12 protein-coding genes, 2 tRNA genes and 3 rRNA genes are annotated in these 17,762 nt (G+C 42.9%); 9 read left to right on the top strand and 8 right to left on the bottom strand.

Translation table 11 applies throughout. From position 1 onward, the window contains the following. Positions 1-60: 60 nt before the first annotated feature. The 3 genes from ACLCDV_RS20770 to ACLCDV_RS20760 all read right to left on the bottom strand — a co-directional run bounded on the left by ACLCDV_RS20770 (position 61) and on the right by ACLCDV_RS20760 (position 2,394). A complete protein-coding gene (locus tag ACLCDV_RS20770; protein WP_075993960.1) occupies positions 61-360 on the bottom strand; it encodes a SelT/SelW/SelH family protein in 300 nt (99 codons plus the stop codon). A 205-nt stretch (positions 361-565) separates the two neighbouring features. Beyond that, complete coding sequence (gene ygiD / locus ACLCDV_RS20765) at positions 566-1,423, bottom strand: 4,5-DOPA dioxygenase extradiol (protein ID WP_411972146.1); 858 nt, start codon at positions 1,421-1,423, stop codon at positions 566-568. 137 nt (positions 1,424-1,560) lie between these two features. Continuing rightward, positions 1,561-2,394 carry a helix-turn-helix domain-containing protein gene (locus ACLCDV_RS20760; RefSeq protein WP_411972145.1) on the bottom strand — a complete coding sequence of 278 codons (834 nt, stop codon included), beginning with the start codon at positions 2,392-2,394 and terminating at the stop codon, positions 1,561-1,563. A gap of 941 nt (positions 2,395-3,335) precedes the next feature. Between ACLCDV_RS20760 and ACLCDV_RS20755 the strand changes: the two genes are divergently transcribed. The 7 genes from ACLCDV_RS20755 to ACLCDV_RS20725 all read left to right on the top strand — a co-directional run bounded on the left by ACLCDV_RS20755 (position 3,336) and on the right by ACLCDV_RS20725 (position 12,641). Next, positions 3,336-4,865, top strand: a 16S ribosomal RNA gene (locus ACLCDV_RS20755). Between the two features lie 120 nt (positions 4,866-4,985). Beyond that, positions 4,986-5,059: transfer RNA gene (locus tag ACLCDV_RS20750), tRNA-Ile, on the top strand. Positions 5,060-5,070: 11 nt separating this feature from the next. Then, positions 5,071-5,144, top strand: a tRNA-Ala gene (locus ACLCDV_RS20745). A gap of 228 nt (positions 5,145-5,372) precedes the next feature. Beyond that, a 23S ribosomal RNA gene (locus ACLCDV_RS20740) occupies positions 5,373-8,254 on the top strand. A gap of 126 nt (positions 8,255-8,380) precedes the next feature. Further along, positions 8,381-8,492: ribosomal RNA gene (gene rrf / locus ACLCDV_RS20735) — 5S ribosomal RNA — on the top strand. The 16S, 23S and 5S rRNA genes sit together here with 2 tRNA genes alongside, the layout of an rRNA operon. Before the next feature lie 57 nt (positions 8,493-8,549). Further along, positions 8,550-8,750 carry a hypothetical protein gene (locus tag ACLCDV_RS20730; RefSeq protein WP_411972144.1) on the top strand — a complete coding sequence of 67 codons (201 nt, stop codon included), beginning with the start codon at positions 8,550-8,552 and terminating at the stop codon, positions 8,748-8,750. 24 nt (positions 8,751-8,774) lie between these two features. Further along, positions 8,775-12,641 carry a TIM-barrel domain-containing protein gene (locus ACLCDV_RS20725; RefSeq protein WP_411972143.1) on the top strand — a complete coding sequence of 1,289 codons (3,867 nt, stop codon included), beginning with the start codon at positions 8,775-8,777 and terminating at the stop codon, positions 12,639-12,641. Between the two features lie 70 nt (positions 12,642-12,711). Here the strand turns inward: ACLCDV_RS20725 and ACLCDV_RS20720 are convergent, their stop codons facing one another. The 3 genes from ACLCDV_RS20720 to ACLCDV_RS20710 are packed head-to-tail and all read right to left on the bottom strand — an operon-like array spanning position 12,712 to position 14,406. Beyond that, positions 12,712-13,590, bottom strand: a complete 879-nt coding sequence (locus ACLCDV_RS20720; RefSeq protein ID WP_411972142.1) for a pirin family protein — start codon at positions 13,588-13,590, stop codon at positions 12,712-12,714. A 60-nt stretch (positions 13,591-13,650) separates the two neighbouring features. Next, positions 13,651-13,965 carry a hypothetical protein gene (locus ACLCDV_RS20715; RefSeq protein WP_336838499.1) on the bottom strand — a complete coding sequence of 105 codons (315 nt, stop codon included), beginning with the start codon at positions 13,963-13,965 and terminating at the stop codon, positions 13,651-13,653. 12 nt (positions 13,966-13,977) lie between these two features. Next, a complete protein-coding gene (locus tag ACLCDV_RS20710; protein ID WP_336838498.1) occupies positions 13,978-14,406 on the bottom strand; it encodes an OsmC family protein in 429 nt (142 codons plus the stop codon). Between the two features lie 265 nt (positions 14,407-14,671). Between ACLCDV_RS20710 and ACLCDV_RS20705 the strand changes: the two genes are divergently transcribed. Further along, positions 14,672-15,391 (top strand): outer membrane beta-barrel protein, encoded by a 720-nt coding sequence (locus ACLCDV_RS20705; protein WP_317664331.1) that lies wholly within the window; start codon positions 14,672-14,674, stop codon positions 15,389-15,391. Then, a complete protein-coding gene (locus tag ACLCDV_RS20700) occupies positions 15,384-15,962 on the top strand; it encodes a TMEM175 family protein (protein ID WP_317664332.1) in 579 nt (192 codons plus the stop codon). The genes ACLCDV_RS20705 and ACLCDV_RS20700 overlap by 8 nt, the downstream gene beginning before the upstream one ends. Here the strand turns inward: ACLCDV_RS20700 and ACLCDV_RS20695 are convergent. Next, entirely contained in the window at positions 15,956-16,516 is a 561-nt protein-coding gene (locus ACLCDV_RS20695; RefSeq protein WP_411972141.1) for an AAA family ATPase, read from the bottom strand. The genes ACLCDV_RS20700 and ACLCDV_RS20695 overlap by 7 nt on opposite strands. A gap of 77 nt (positions 16,517-16,593) precedes the next feature. After that, positions 16,594-17,682 (bottom strand): DUF6688 family protein, encoded by a 1,089-nt coding sequence (locus tag ACLCDV_RS20690; RefSeq protein WP_411972140.1) that lies wholly within the window; start codon positions 17,680-17,682, stop codon positions 16,594-16,596. Positions 17,683-17,762 lie beyond the last annotated feature (80 nt).

Raw genomic sequence — 17,762 nt, 5'->3', positions numbered from 1 at the left:
CATTTAATTTATACAAAGTTGCTAATAAGAAGAAGTCTTTAAAATCCGATTTATGCTAAATTACATGTTGGATGAAGGAGATTTGTCCGAATGACCTAAGGATTTATCTGGTGCGACCAGATCACGGATCAGTTGTTTGAGTTCTTTTATTTCGGGGAATCGACCGGCTCTTTTTCGATCGAATATCTCCTTATCCGCTACCCGTACTGTATAACGGCCTGCAATTTCGCTGGGGACCAGCATCACTCCATGGATCTCATCCGTGAACGAACTCAGTACCTCCTGCGCCATATAGGCGGCGCGCAGCATCCAATTGCATTTTGGACAATATTCAATTTCAATAACAGGTTTTGTTGCCATGGGTTAAGTTCAAGTACGTTGTTTTTGTTCCAAACAAATTTATCAATCCTAGCGCTGCAATCCTAACGCTTTTTGTCATGGAAATTTCGAGATTATTTCCAACTCAGCGGAGTCCTGTATACAACAAGCCCATTCCATTGGCCTTTTTCTCGGTTAATGGAATGGGCTGGTATTGTTGGATATTCCTGATAGGTATGCTGGAGGCTTAACCGATTTTCAAAGAAGTCATGGTCAGCGATCCAGCCACTGAATTGTCGTTGAAGAGAAACAACTCATCATTTTTCTCCTGTAAACCCAAGGTATAGATTAAAGGGAGGTAATGTTCAGGCGTTGGAATTGCCAAGTCGAACTCTTTGCCCTGTTTTCTGAAATCTATGAGCGCTTGATGGTTGCCGTTCTGAATAAATTTCTTCATTTTTTCATTGGCTATAGTAGCCCATTCATACGCATAGCCTGCCGTATCGAGTTTGTCCCAGGCGACCATCCGTAAGTTGTGCACCATATTGCCGCTACCGATAATGAGTACACCTTTTTTTCTTAGCGCGTTTAATTGCTGTGCAATCTCATAATGGTATCCTGCAGGCTGTGTGTAATCGATGCTCATTTGAATAATAGGAACGTCTGCATCAGGGTATAGATGTTTGACGACAGACCATGATCCATGGTCCAGCCCCCATTTGTCGTCGAGATGAACCTCTGTTTTGCTGACAATACGCTGTGTTTCTAAAGCGAGCGCCGGGCTGCCTGGAGCTGGGTATTGGACATCAAATAATGCCTGAGGAAAGCCGCCAAAGTCATGAATTGTGGCGGGATGCTCCATCGCTGTGACAAATGTTCCACGTGTTTCCCAGTGTGCCGAGACAACAAGAATCGCCTTCGGTTTTTCGAAAGTTTGGCCAATTTTTTTGAATCCCCGGACAAATTCGTTGTCCTCTATGGCGTTCATGGGACTTCCATGTCCTAAAAATAAGACCGGAAATTTGTCCGTTGCCTCCAGTTCCTCGGAAAATTTATATAAAGAGTTTGCTTTATGAGCTACTCCAGCTAATGGTAATGTTGCCATAATTTTAATAAAATCCTTTCTACGCATTTGATATGATGTGGCTGCGTCAATTTTTATTACAAAGGTAGGGGATGGGCTTAGCTAGGCGGTATCATTATCCTGTCAATCTGTTGTACTATTCGGAAATCTGTTGTACGCTATTCGGAAATAAGTTTTTGGATTTCATTTCTAAATTCCGAAGGCGTCATGCCTGCTTTCTTTTTGAAGACATTGGTAAAGTAGGCTTTATCTTGGTAGCCGAGTTCAAAACCAATTTCCGAGATCGTTTTAGTCGTTGTCAACAAGAGGTTTTTTGCCTCAATAAGTTTCCGTGTTTCGATAATCTCAGAAACGCTTTGTTGTAATATGCTCTGACAAATTAAATTTAGGTTTCGTGTCGACATAAAAAGCTTCTCCGCGTAAAAATTAACGCCTTCGGGACGGCGGTAGTTCTCTTCCAGTATAGAGAGAAAGCTTGTGAACGTTGTACTCTGATTTTTCAATTGCTGTTGGCTGTCTGGAAATTGCCTTTTCCGTTCAGATTCAATCATGGTAAAGATGGTGCTCAATAGCTGCTTGATAACCGCATAGTCTACGCTATTTTGTAAGCATTCCTGTTGCATTAGCTCACACAAGACGATCAATCTTCCAAAGCAGTTGGGACTGGCGAAGGTCAATGTCGCATTTTCATGAAAGTGGGCGTAGAGCTGAAAAGTCGTTTCGGGGATAAATTCACTTTTAAATCGAATGACCCAAAATTCAATGTTATTATTATGCAAAAGAGGTTTGACGCGGTGGGTTTTGCCCTGAGTGACAAAACTTATAAATGGAGCGGTGTAGGTTTTTGTTTTGAAATCGATAAAATGTTCGAGTTTTCCTGCCACACCAATAATCAATTCCTCGAAATCATGTTGATGTATTTCGTTTTTGGATTGTTGTATGCGCAGTGCCTCGTTGGCGTCAACTTTGTAAATTTTGAAAAGTCCGTTCAAAATAAGGAAGATTTTAATTTGCTATTTACGAATATACGGTTTCATTTACATTTTGTTTGTCAAAGACCATTTGGCTTTTCATATTGATATTTTGCTTGTTTCAGCGGCAGTTTTGACAAAAGGGGGGCCTGTTGTTACCCCGCTTAGGCTCAAATTGTATCCTGATTTGTAATTAACAGCAGTATAGCACCGTTTTAACAGGGGGTTAATAGGGGTTGTACCCCTGCTAACCCCCTGTTAACCCCCTGTTATCCCCCTGTAATACCCCTGCTAATTATTAACAAAAATTGAACGAAAAGGATAATGGATCCAGAGCGAAGCCTGCCTCCATACGCTATAGGATGACCTGGGGTTCTCCGAAGGTCCAATCTGGCGGCCGGATCAGCCTTCCCAGCCTTCCGATCACCTGTTTTACAAAAAGAATCTCGCACCGTTACAGGCAGTTAAGGGAAAAATGAAATAAATAAGAACAAAAGGCTTGGAAGTTTGTTCCTAAACTCCCTATCTTTGCACCACTCCGCAAGGGAGGGACGGTTACCCCGAAAAGGGAAGCCATGAAAAAAGAAGGGTTTAAGAGAAGTCTGGCAGGATCAAAAATCCCGTTCAGTTTATTTTAAACGCGGAAATCGAAAAAAGGGAAAAGAAAAAAAACTTAAAAAAGTTTTTGGAAGTTCGGAAAAGATTTCTACCTTTGCAGTCCCAACGGAAACGAAGGGAAAAACAAAACGATAAAGAGTGGCGCAATGCCCATCGGAATAAAGCGGATACGGAAGTTGAAGCGACAAAAGTTCTTTAAGAAAACACAATCATGTAAGCGTGACGAGTAGACAAACGAAAGTCATGAACAAATTCAAGTAATTCGTTCAATTCGATCCAAGATCAGAGATATAAAAAAAAGAATTCTGATTATTATAAATAGTTGGAATCAAAAACTTCATTTTACAATGGAGAGTTTGATCCTGGCTCAGGATGAACGCTAGCGGCAGGCCTAATACATGCAAGTCGGACGGGATCCATCGGAGAGCTTGCTCGAAGATGGTGAGAGTGGCGCACGGGTGCGTAACGCGTGAGCAACCTACCTCTATCAGGGGGATAGCCTCTCGAAAGAGAGATTAACACCGCATAACATCAACAGTTCGCATGTTCAGTTGATTAAATATTTATAGGATAGAGATGGGCTCGCGTGACATTAGCTAGTTGGTAGGGTAACGGCTTACCAAGGCGACGATGTCTAGGGGCTCTGAGAGGAGAATCCCCCACACTGGTACTGAGACACGGACCAGACTCCTACGGGAGGCAGCAGTAAGGAATATTGGTCAATGGGCGGAAGCCTGAACCAGCCATGCCGCGTGCAGGATGACTGCCCTATGGGTTGTAAACTGCTTTTGTCCAGGAATAAACCTAGATACGTGTATCTAGCTGAATGTACTGGAAGAATAAGGATCGGCTAACTCCGTGCCAGCAGCCGCGGTAATACGGAGGATCCGAGCGTTATCCGGATTTATTGGGTTTAAAGGGTGCGTAGGCGGCCTATTAAGTCAGGGGTGAAATACGGTGGCTCAACCATCGCAGTGCCTTTGATACTGATGGGCTTGAATCCATTTGAAGTGGGCGGAATAAGACAAGTAGCGGTGAAATGCATAGATATGTCTTAGAACTCCGATTGCGAAGGCAGCTCACTAAGCTGGTATTGACGCTGATGCACGAAAGCGTGGGGATCGAACAGGATTAGATACCCTGGTAGTCCACGCCCTAAACGATGATAACTCGATGTTGGCGATAGACAGCCAGCGTCCAAGCGAAAGCGTTAAGTTATCCACCTGGGGAGTACGCCCGCAAGGGTGAAACTCAAAGGAATTGACGGGGGCCCGCACAAGCGGAGGAGCATGTGGTTTAATTCGATGATACGCGAGGAACCTTACCCGGGCTTGAAAGTTAGTGAAGAGTGCAGAGACGCACTCGTCCTTCGGGACACGAAACTAGGTGCTGCATGGCTGTCGTCAGCTCGTGCCGTGAGGTGTTGGGTTAAGTCCCGCAACGAGCGCAACCCCTATGTTTAGTTGCCAGCATGTAGTGGTGGGGACTCTAAACAGACTGCCTGTGCAAACAGAGAGGAAGGTGGGGACGACGTCAAGTCATCATGGCCCTTACGTCCGGGGCTACACACGTGCTACAATGGATGGTACAGCGGGCAGCTACATAGCAATATGATGCTAATCTCTAAAAGCCATTCACAGTTCGGATTGGGGTCTGCAACTCGACCCCATGAAGTTGGATTCGCTAGTAATCGCGTATCAGCAATGACGCGGTGAATACGTTCCCGGGCCTTGTACACACCGCCCGTCAAGCCATGAAAGTTGGGGGTACCTAAAGCATGTTACCGCAAGGAGCGTGTTAGGGTAAAACCGATAATTGGGGCTAAGTCGTAACAAGGTAGCCGTACCGGAAGGTGCGGCTGGAATACCTCCTTTCTAGAGTATCGAAGATCGGTGCTCGTCACGTTACATATGATTGCAGAAGAAAAAACATCAGAAGAAAGTGCCCGCCCCTAAGGGAGCAGGACCGAGAGAAAGAGATGAACAAGATAAGCTAGTCCCGTAGCTCAGTTGGTTAGAGCACTACACTGATAATGTAGGGGTCAGCAGTTCAAATCTGCTCGGGACTACGAAAACGTTTGGGGAATTAGCTCAGCTGGCTAGAGCACCTGCCTTGCACGCAGGGGGTCAACGGTTCGAATCCGTTATTCTCCACATCTCCGGGGAAGTGTATAGCGATATACTTCATATATAGCGGAAAAAGAGTTCTTTGACATATTGAAAGAGAAAAAAAATTACAAGAGAAGACAACAGTATAGAGACAATACGTGTATGTGTCTGATGTAAAGAGGAGACCCTCGGTCAAGGCCGGACGAATCTTTACGTAGCATAGGTGTATATATATCAAAAGCAGCCGCATAGTAGCAAAAGGCTATGCCGGTGAAGAAAGTAAATAAGGGCACACGGGGGATGCCTAGGCTCTCAGAGGCGAAGAAGGACGTGATAAGCTGCGATAAGCTTTGGGGATTGGCAAATGCGACTTGATCCAGAGATTTCCGAATGGGGCAACCTGACTATTTGAAGAATAGTCGTATAAAACGCGAACGCGCTGAACTGAAACATCTAAGTAGGCGTAGGAGAAGAAAATAACAATGATTTCCCAAGTAGTGGCGAGCGAACGGGAAAGAGCCCAAACCGATCATGTTACGGCATGGTCGGGGTTGTAGGACCACGACATTGTACAGCGCTATGAACTGGAAGCAGGTGGGAAACTGCGCGACAAGGGTGAGAGCCCCGTACAGGTAAAGAATGTTGACATAGTGGTATCCTGAGTACCGCGGGACCGGAGAAATCCTGTGGGAATCCACCAGCACCATCTGGTAAGGCTAAATACTCCTGAGAGACCGATAGTGAACCAGTACCGTGAGGGAAAGGTGAAAAGAACCCCGAACAGGGGAGTGAAAAGAACCTGAAACCGTGTGCTTACAAGCGGTTGGAGCAGGCAGGTCCTGTGACAGCGTGCCTTTTGCATAATGAGCCTACGAGTTACTCTTGTCTGGCAAGGTTAAGTCCTTCAGGGACGCAGCCGAAGCGAAAGCGAGTCTTAATAGGGCGCATAGTCAGATGAGGTAGACGCGAAACCTTGTGATCTACCCTTGGGCAGGTTGAAGTTGCAGTAACATGTAATGGAGGACCGAACCGATAAACGTTGAAAAGTTTCCGGATGACCTGAGGGTAGGGGTGAAAGGCCAATCAAACTGGGAAATAGCTCGTACTCCCCGAAATGTTTTTAGGAACAGCGTCGGCGTAGAGTTTGATAGAGGTAGAGCTACCGATTGGGTGCGGGGGAGTCAAATCCTACCAAATCCAGACGAACTCCGAATGCTATCAAATATAGCCGGCAGTGAGGCTTTGGGTGCTAAGGTCCAAGGCCGAGAGGGAAAGAACCCAGACCATCAGCTAAGGTCCCCAAATTCGTTCTAAGTTGAACTAACGAGGTCCGGTTGCCCAGACAGCTAGGATGTTGGCTTGGAAGCAGCCATTCATTTAAAGAGTGCGTAACAGCTCACTAGTCGAGCGGCCGGGCGTGGATAATAAACGGGCATCAAGAACGGTACCGAAGCTATGGATTTGTACTGAAAGATGTACATCTGGTAGGGGAGCATTCCATCGCCGGAGAAGCAGTTTGGCAATGAACTGTGGAGGTTATGGAAAAGCAAATGTAGGCATAAGTAACGATAAGGCGGGTGAGAAACCCGCCCACCGAAAGACCAAGGTTTCCTGATCAACGTTAATCGGATCAGGGTCAGTCGGGACCTAAGGCGCACCCGAAGGGGGCAAGCCGATGGACAACTGGTTAATATTCCAGTACTCTTCATAACTGCGATGTGGTGACGGAGTAGTGACACTGCCGCGAACTGACGGAATAGTTCGTTGAAAGGCGTAGGTATAGGGACGGTAGGCAAATCCGCCGACCCTGCTGAACCCCAATAGTACAGCAAAGCTCCGGTGGCGCTGATAGAGCAGGTAAACAGACTTCCAAGAAAACCCGCTAAGCTTCAGGTTATGAAGACCCGTACCGCAAACCGACACAGGTGGTCGAGGAGAGAATCCTAAGGTGCTCGAGTGAGTCATGGCTAAGGAACTCGGCAAAATGGCCCTGTAACTTCGGGAGAAGGGGCGCTGTCTCGTAAGAGCAGCCGCAGTGAAAAGGCCCAGGCGACTGTTTAACAAAAACATATGGCTTTGCAAAATCGCAAGATGAAGTATAAGGCCTGACACCTGCCCGGTGCTGGAAGGTTAAGAGGGGATGTCATCGCAAGAGAAGCATTGAATCGAAGCCCCAGTAAACGGCGGCCGTAACTATAACGGTCCTAAGGTAGCGAAATTCCTTGTCGGGTAAGTTCCGACCTGCACGAATGGTGTAACGATCTGGGCGCTGTCTCAGCCATGAGCTCGGTGAAATTGTGGTATCGGTGAAGACGCCGATTACCCGCAACGGGACGGAAAGACCCCATGCACCTTCACTATAGCTTAACATTGAGATTGGGTACAGGATGTGTAGGATAGGCGGGAGATGTTGAAGTGGCTTCGCCAGGAGTCATGGAATCAACCTTGAAATACCGCCCTTTCTGTATTCGGTTTCTAACTCCCTTATGGGGAGGACATTGTTTGGTGGGTAGTTTGACTGGGGTGGTCGCCTCCAAAAAGGTAACGGAGGCTTTCAAAGGTAAGCTCAGTACGCTTGGTAACCGTACGTGGAGTGCAATGGCATAAGCTTGCTTGACTGTGAGACCGACAAGTCGAACAGGGTCGAAAGACGGACATAGTGATCCGGTGGTTCTGTATGGAAGGGCCATCGCTCAAAGGATAAAAGGTACGCTGGGGATAACAGGCTGATCTCCCCCAAGAGCTCATATCGACGGGGAGGTTTGGCACCTCGATGTCGGCTCGTCACATCCTGGGGCTGGAGAAGGTCCCAAGGGTTGGGCTGTTCGCCCATTAAAGTGGCACGCGAGCTGGGTTCAGAACGTCGCGAGACAGTTCGGTCCCTATCTGTTGTGGGCGTTGGAAGTTTGAGTGGATCTGACCTTAGTACGAGAGGACCGGGTTGGACAGACCTCTGGTGAACCTGTTATGCCGCCAGGTGTACGGCAGGGTAGCTACGTCTGGAATAGATAAGCGCTGAAAGCATCTAAGTGCGAAACTAGCCACGAGATGAGACTTCCTTATAGGGTCGTAGAAGATGACTACGTTGATAGGCCATAGGTGTAAAGGTTGAGAGACCAAAGCCAAGTGGTACTAATAGCCCGAAGCTTTCTCAAGCAGACAGACACTGTTGTCTTCCTCTTTAATTTTTGAAACATACAGGAAACGAACCTCTTTCAATACATATGTCAGTTGGCATGAAAAACATGATATGAATATCATAGATCATCCAATAAAGATTTTTAGGTGCCTATATCGGCGGTGTCTACCTCTTCCCATTCCGAACAGAGCAGTCAAGCCCGCCAGAGCCGATGGTATTGCCGTAACAGGTGGGAGAGTAGGTCGGTGCCTTTTTTTACACGGAAGCCCTTGCTGGAAACAGTCAAGGGCTTCTTTCGTTTAAGTACTTCCATGGCCATTACACTTCGGCCACTGACCATCACTGCCTATCCTCCGCCTATCGCTTATCGCAGCACAGGACCGTCGGTGAGCCCTGTCCATCGGCAGCTGTTCCGAAACCGCCGCTATCCTGCAACATTATTATTGGACAATCGTTTGCATTCCATAATCCCTTTTTTACTTCGATTTACTATTGTATTATTGTTATGTTAATTTAATGCATTATAAATCATACGCATGAAGATATCTTTTTGGAGCACAAAAGCACAAATCAGTTTACTGATGGGATTGGCTTCTCCTTTTATTTTTCAACCCTCTCGAGTTGACGCTAAAGTAAGTACGATCAATTATTATAATACAATAGGTCGCGATCAAGGAAACCGTATTATCACGATTCAGAAAATTAATCCGACAACAGTCGAGATTGTATACGATAATGGTCAACGTCTTACTTTAGATTTCTACGGTAATCATATTTTTAGGATGTTCCAGGATGTTCATGGCGGTATTATCCGTGATCCCGAAGCAAAACCCGAAGCAAAAATATTGGTAGAGCAACCTCGGAAAACAGTCACTGGGCTTGAGGTAAAGGATGAAGGTAATAAGGTCAGCATCGCCACGAATGATATTCTTTTTTCAATGGATAAACAGACTTCTCAGTTTAGTATCCTCAGTCGGAAAAGCAATAAAATTGTCGTTGAAAGCTTAAAGCCAATTGTTTTCGAAGAGAAACAAGTAAGCGTTGAATTGAAGGAAAATGCGGATGAATACTTTTTTGGTGGTGGCGTTCAAAATGGGCGTTTTTCACATAAGGGAAAAGTGATTGCAATCGAAAATCAGAACAGCTGGACCGATGGTGGTGTTGCCTCTCCAACCCCTTATTATTGGTCAACCAAAGGGTATGGTTTTATGTGGCATACCTTTAAGAAGGGAAGTTATGCCTTTGGAGCCAAAACCCCTGGGACAGTAAAATTGGCGCATGACACAGATTATCTGGATGTCTTTTTTATGATTAATGACGGGATAGTACCCTTGCTCAACGATTTCTATCAATTGACGGGCAACCCAATTCTTCTACCGAAATTTGGTTTGTATGAGGGGCATCTTAATGCCTATAACCGCGATTTTTGGAAAGAAGATGAAAAGGGAATTCTATTTGAAGACGGCAAACGCTATAAAGAAAGTCAAAAGGACAATGGCGGAATCAAAGAATCGCTGAACGGTGAGAAAAACAATTATCAATTTTCGGCTCGCGCTGTAATAGATCGTTATAAGGCTCATGATATGCCTTTGGGATGGATTCTTCCAAATGATGGCTATGGTGCTGGCTATGGCCAAACGGAATCTTTAGATGGAAATATCCAAAATTTGAAAGAGTTTGGCGATTATGCACGTAAGAATGGTGTAGAAATCGGTTTATGGACGCAGTCTGATCTTCATCCCAAAGATAGTATAAGTGCATTACTACAACGTGATATCGTAAAAGAGGTTCGGGATGCGGGGGTGAGAGTCCTAAAAACGGATGTGGCCTGGGTTGGTCCTGGATACTCTTTTGGTCTCAATGGGGTCGCTGATGTGGGACATACCATGCCTTACTATGGTAACAACGCTCGTCCATTTATTATTTCATTGGATGGTTGGGCAGGCACACAGCGCTATGCCGGTATCTGGTCGGGCGACCAGACTGGAGGCGTATGGGAGTATATTCGATTCCATATACCAACGTATATCGGCTCGGGACTTTCAGGTCAGCCCAATATTACCTCCGATATGGACGGGATCTTTGGTGGTAAAAACTTTAAGGTGAATATTCGTGATTTCCAATGGAAGACCTGGACACCAATGGAACTCAATATGGATGGCTGGGGATCGAACGAGAAATACCCGCATGCTTTGGGTGAGCCGGCTACTTCTATCAATCGTCTGTATTTGAAATTGAAATCTCAATTGGTTCCCTATAGCTATAGTGTTGCGAAACAAGCAGTAGATGGACTACCTATCATTCGTGCTATGTTTTTAGAGCAAGCAAATAGTTATACGCTTGGAAAGGCAACGCAATACCAGTACCTCTATGGTCCAAATTTCCTTGTAGCACCGATTTACCAGGAAACACGTGTGGATGAGAAAGGAAATGATATGCGCAATGGTATCTACCTGCCGGATGGTGAATGGATTGATTATTTTACGGGTGAAAAATACCAGGGAGGGCGTATTATCAATAACTTTAATGTGCCTATTTGGAAGCTGCCTGTTTTCGTGAAAAATGGAGCCATTATTCCGGTCACCAACCCAAATAATAATGTGCTGGAAATCAAAAAAGATCAACGTATTTATGAAGTATATCCTTATGGAAGCTCTAGTTTCCTGGAATATGATGATGATGGAAAGACAGAGGCCTACCGTTATGGTAAGGGGGCAAGTACATCCATAACTTCGCAGTTAAACAACAATAAAGTTGTTTTTGCGATTGCTCCAACGCAAGGCGAATTTGACGGTTTTGAGAAAATGAAGTCTACGGAAATTCGTTTCAACGTTAGCAAAGCACCGAAGAAATTGACAGTAAAGGTCAATGGGAAAAATAGCAAACTTAAAGAAGTGAATAGCATAGATGCGTTTAATACTTCTGAAAACGTATATTTCTATGACGCACAACCAAACCTGAATCAGTTTGCAACCAAGGGATCTGAATTTGAAAAAGTACCTTTGGTGAAAAATCCGATGTTGCTGGTACGACTAGCCAAACAGGATGTCTCATCGACCGCAATAGAAGTACAATTGGAGAGTTTCGAATATGCTCCTGCAGACAACTATCTGGCTCAGACTGGTGCTTTGACCTCGCCCAAAGCTGTTATCACAGATCAACATACACAGGCATATACCTTAACGCCAACCTGGGAAAAGGTTGCAAATGCTGATTATTATGAAATTGAATTCAATAATCTGATCTATTCGACCATCAAAGACAGTCAATTGCTATTCGAAGGATTGGCCGCGGAAACGGATTACCAGTTTAAAATTAGAGCTGTCAATAAATCTGGTGTTTCAGATTGGAGTACATTTGCCGCAAGAACAAAAGCAAACCCGTTGGAATTTGCCATCGAAGGAATCAAAGCAGAGACTTCTGTGGATAACCAAGGTGGAAATGGTATCAATAAATTGTTCAATTATGACGAGGGGGATATGTGGCATACAAAATGGGGACAGACAGCGGTTCCATTTGATATGACCTTAGATCTAAAATCCGTTAATCAATTGGATAAGTTTGAGTATCTTCCAAGAACCGATGGCGGAAATGGCATCATTTTAAAAGGAAAAGTATTCTATAGCAACGATAAGGACACCTGGACGGAAGCTGGTAGTTTTGATTGGAAACGTGATGACGAAATGAAACGTTTTGATTTTGGAACCCATCCGGTGGCCCGATTTATTAAAATTTCAGTTTCTGAAGCTGTGGGAGGTTTTGGTTCAGGAAGAGAATTATATGTGTTTAAAGTACCAGGATCGTCAAGCTACTTACCGGGCGATATTAATAATGACCGATTGATCGATCATAATGACTTGACTTCCTACATTAACTATACGGGATTGCGACTGGGAGATGGAGATTTCGAAGGTTATGTCAGCAATGGCGATGTCAATAAAAATAATCTGATTGACGCTTATGATATTTCCAATGTTGCTGTTGTCATAGAAGGTGGTGCAAAACCAAATAAAGAAGAAAAGGTCAGTGGTAAATTAAAATTGGTTCCCTCAAAAACGACCTTAAAGTCAGGTGATATTGTGGAGATTAGTGTTAGTGGAGAGAATCTTAAAGCTGTCAATGCACTTAGTTTTGCCCTTCCTTACAATCAGGGTGATTTTGAGTATGTCGGTATTGAGTCCTTGCATTTAAAAGAGATGAACAATTATAGCAACGATCGTCTTCACACCAATGGAAGTAAGGCTCTGTATGCTACTTTTGTTAATCTAGGTAACAAGGAGACCTTGAATGGATCTGAAGTTTTATTTAAGATTAAATTAAAAGCGAAACGTAATGTCAACTTCAATCTCAAAGCGATAGATGGTATTTTAGTAGACAAGAAGCTAAATTCTGTTTCTTTCTAAATCAGTTACGATAAAAAGAAGGGGGATCTTTATAGATCCCCCTTCTTTTTATCGTAACTGATTGGTGTGATTAATTTAGCGCCATGCTAAGATCCATCAGTAAAATTTCAGTATCAGCCGAAGTAGATTTTAAACTGATTTCTGAGACATCCCAAATACCGAAGCCATCTCGGGTCTCTAATGCTTGTCCTTCTACTGTAACACTTCCTTTAAGTACAAAGATGTAAACACCGTTGCCTGCTTGTTTAATCTGATAGTTCGTTTCGATATCTTTTTCAAAATGACCTAGATGAAACCAGGCATCTTGATGGATCCAGACCCCTTCATCCGTTGGATCTGGCGAAAGTATCTGTTGAAACCTGTTGTGTCGCTGACTGACATCTAGCGTGATTTGATCGTATCGTGGTGTTACATTTCGTTTATTTGGATATACCCATATTTGTAGGAATTTTACAATTTGATCATCATTTTTATTGTATTCACTATGCATAATACCCGTTCCGGCACTCATGATCTGAATATCTCCTTTTTTGATGATCGTTTTATTACCCATGCTATCCTCGTGTTCTAAATCACCCTCCAATGGAATACTGATGATTTCCATATTATCGTGTGGATGTTTGCCAAAACCTCTTCCTTCAGCCACCATATCATCATTTAGTACCCGTAATACACCGAAGTGCATACGCTCGGGGTTGTGATAATTGGCGAAGCTGAAAGTATGATGGCTCTTGAGCCATCCATGATTGGCGTACCCTCGGCTGGACGCTTTATGTAGTACACTGTGATCTTCCAATTTGGATATTTTGTTTTCAATAGCGTTTGATTCCAAAGCTTCCAATGGTTCTATTTCATCGATATCATTTTGTAAGACATCTCCAGCGGAAGAGTTTTTTGTGAATATGCCGGAACCTAAAAGTCCTTTTTTTATAAAGTTTTGTGTGTTCATGATTTCATTAATTTATTTATTTAATTAGATGCAGGGCATTTAATTAATTGTAATCGCTAATTACTCAGTTACTAAATCAGGAAAAAGGCTGTACACTTCATTTTTTAGAAGGCCGCTTCCTCCACCGTAGTGTTGTATTAAGCCGATCGGATAATTTAAAAGAGAAAGATGATCGGTGATTTCCTTTTCTTCTTGCTGGGAAAGACCTGAGCTCAATAAAATGACGTCTACGGGATTATCCCTAAGGTAACTTTTACAGGCACCCAGCTCCTCTTGAACAATGGCATGCCAGCTCGTATTGCTCTCGATAATTCGCTTCAGCGTTAGAAGGATGTCTGTATTTTTTCCAAATACAACAAAGCTTAAAGTTCTCATAGCGCTAAATTTTTAAGACTGCATGTTTGTATGGATCGTGGTTTGGACAACAGCCGTGTTTTTTAAGATTTTGGAAACTGGGCATTCTTCTGCTATCTGCTTGAGACGTTCCGCAATTTCTGTCGCCAAGGTTTGATCAAATGAGATTTCACGTTCGAAATAGGTGACCACCTGTTCTTTTTCTATTCGAAGATACATATTTGAACTCACGGAAATATCTTGGATAGCAAGACCTTTTTTATCAATATACATTCTTAGCGTCGCTAAAGTACAGGACACCAAGGAAGAAACTAGTAGTGTATATGGATCGGGGCCAAGATCTCTACCGCCGAGTTTTTCAGGTTCGTCTGTGATAAATTCTCCGTTTCTCCATTGGATGGTGGTCTTATATTTCTGTTCCGTGATATGGCCAGACACCGGTTTGTCTAAAATGTACTTCATACGAACTAGTCTTTTTATTTGTGATACTACAAAATTAAGTGGGAATTGATTCATTTCCATTGATGTAGTTCAATAAATATTGACTTATTGTGCAATCCTATGACCAAAAGATGGGGACAATACAGCTTTATTTTTCTCGGATAGACGATCGTTATTTTCAAAGAAAAATAAAAGACGGAAATAAGTTCAATCGCAGAAATTTTCTTACTTTTAACAGTCGAATACATGCAATTTTTTTAAGGGATTTTAATTTAATATTTCGGTTATGATGAAGAGATTTTTACTTGTCGGACTTTTTGCTGGTGTAACCCATTTTATGGCTTTCTCACAATCACATGAGCTTCGTGTGGGAGTTACCTCTGGTGTGTCCAACTTTACGGGATCCGGAACCGAAGCAAAGAGCACGTTGAATGGATCTACGCAGCAGGACTATTATACCAATAATCCTTATGGAAAAAAATATGGAATCAATATTGGTGGCGCTTTAAACTACCGTTACGTTTTTGCCAACAACCTAATATTAGGTTTAGAGGGTGCCTATGAACGATTGCAGACAAAGATTGATTTGGAGGGCAATGAATTTATGAATGGAAGTCGAGGCCAAACCCGTCTCAATCAACAATTTATCAATTTTAATCCTTTTGTTGGCTATCGTGTCTTTTTTGAGCCGATGACAATGGATATTCAGTTGGGTATGGATATTGCGAAAACGCTGAGTATCAAAGAAAATGGTAGCATTGAAGATAAACAGGGAAATAAAACAAGTTTTGATCGTGACAGAGGCAAGGTTATCGATTTGGATCTACGCCCTCGTTTACAGTTTAATGTAAATTATGACCGTTATACTGTGTTTGCCGGTTATTCATGGGGATTGAAGGATTATAACAACGGGATGCTTGGTGCTGATCCCGGTGTGGCACGATTAAATGTATTCCGCTTAGGCCTGCAGTATCAGCTATTAACTCCGATCTTCAAAAATGACTAAAGGCAGGTTAGAAGCATTCAGTGATGGCGTTTTGGCCATCATTATAACGATTATGGTACTTGAATTAAAAGTACCTGAAGGATTTACTTTTGCGAGCCTCAAACCTATATTTCCCAAAATTATTTCTTATATCGTAAGTTTTATGTATGTGGGAATCTATTGGAATAACCATCATCATCTGTTCCAAATTGTTCGTAAAGTGAACGGGAAGGTTCTTTGGAGTAATTTACATTTATTATTTTGGTTGTCATTAATGCCAGTGACAACGAATTGGATTGGCGAGTCACATTTTGAAAGAGACCCAATTATTGCCTATGGCTTTGTTCTGATCATGTGTTCCATCGCATATCATATTGTTGAATATTTTGTGATTCAAATCGAAGGGGAAGAATCTGCATTGAAAAGAGCTGTCAAATCGAAGGTTAAGGAGAATATTTCTACGACTCTTTACTTTTTGGGGATAGGGCTATCGTTTATTAACCCCTATGTCAGTTTGCTCATGTATGGAACAGTCGCTGTGATGTGGCTTATACCTGATCGCCGTATTGAAAAAGAATTGCAGGATCAATAGCTTTGCTGATCCAATGTTTGAAGGATAAACGTTGCACGTTCCCTGACAGTTGTCTGCGGAACAACGATGGTTTCATAGCCTAGTTTCTGGTAGGTATCCCGCATCACTTTAAAGGTATATTTAGCTTCTGCCCAAGTTTGTTTCCGCTCATTGTCATTTTCGTAAATAGCCTTCCAGGGGGGGAGGATAAAAACTTTGTTGTGATACCGTAGTTTTTTTGCCTCTTGTAATATCTCTTCTTCGAAGGCGAGATTTTCCATCGCGATATAAGCCAGTGTATCGGGGATTCCACGATCAAAAAACACGTAGTCTTTTGTGTTTTTCTTTCGCTGCGTCAAATAGCTGACTGATGAAGCAGCTAACATGAGCCTGCTATAGTGAAGTTTATTTTTCCAGGGCAGTCCATCTGTATCGGCTTCCAATTGTTCTCTGATGATGCGACGCGCATCCTCTTCCACCATGCTAAATCCCCGCTTATGTAATTCTTTTAATAAGGTTGTTTTACCGACTCCAGGTCCTCCTGTAAGAACGACAAAATAGTTTGTTTGATCCATAATGATTAAAATGAAGTGATTTCCGAGATGGAAAAAATTGGATGTAAAGAATGATTGCTCGCTACAATTTAAAAAAATTAGCTGTATTGTTTTGCAATTTTCTTTTCGGGTTCGACGTAGAATGTATATAAGAAAAATAAAAATATATATTCTAGTGGCTTCATCAAAATATAAGTCAAATTTGATGCGCTGCTTGAATTAATTTTGACGGAGATATTAAAACCATATTTATCGTAGCAATATCTGACATAGCGATGTAGTGCTGGCGATAAATCGCTTAATATTTCTTCGAATGCGTTGGCCACCTGAAGCTGTCTATTGACAATGATCGTGTTGCCATGTCTTGTGCCTAGCCGTAGGGGTTTAACAAGGGCAGGATCTCCTTTTGCCGCAACTGTACAGAGGTAATGGCCCTGATGATCGAGGATAGGAGGGTGCATTTTTTGTGAAAATGCCCAAGTAGTTGTTTCTGTAAAAACTTTCACCATGGAGTCCCGATCCTGCCCCAATAGGATGAGGATGATCGTTAGTAGGAGAAAGACCGGAACAAGTAAAATAAGAGCCCATGCCGGATAATTCAGCTTTGAGGAAAGCAGGTTATTGATTTTATTGAGCGTGCTGTTGGCATAGCTTCTGCTCATAGCGTAACCCCGTTCTTCAACGATGATTTTACGGATTAGCCCAATGCCCATAATCAAGCAGCATATTGGCGTGAAAATAAAGAATAAAGTTCCTTCGTTGCCAACATACATATCCAATGTGGACGTATCGTGGTGGCTGACCTGAACGAGCACAAACAGACTGATAATACTACCTATCATTAACATAATTAGCATCAGGACAAGAGGAATAGGGGGGATTTTTCGTCCCTTGAGCCAAATCGCTATTGCTGAAATATTGAATGCAATGAAATAAAATGATAGCGATACAAGGTGTTTTCCGCCGAAGGGAATATAACAATCACCATCTACGGGATCTACGGCTTGATTATATTGAATCGAGTGGAATAATAGCCCTACCCCGCTTATCATTAATGAAATCAGGTAGCCGATGATAATGGCATACTCAACAATTGTTATTTTCCGCTGTTGTTTTTTGACAGCCGAACGAAGTAGATATAAAATCCCGAACAGCGTAAGAAGAATAAGGAGAAAAATGAAGATCATAATGGGGTGAACAGTTATAATTCTAAGACGAATATCGTCAAATCATTTGTTTAATTCAGTTACAAGGCAATCAATAATTT

It is taken from the genome of Sphingobacterium sp. Lzh-3 (assembly GCF_046764375.1).
Classification (GTDB): Bacteria; Bacteroidota; Bacteroidia; order Sphingobacteriales; family Sphingobacteriaceae; genus Sphingobacterium.
This window is presented reverse-complemented; position numbering and strand designations above follow the sequence as displayed.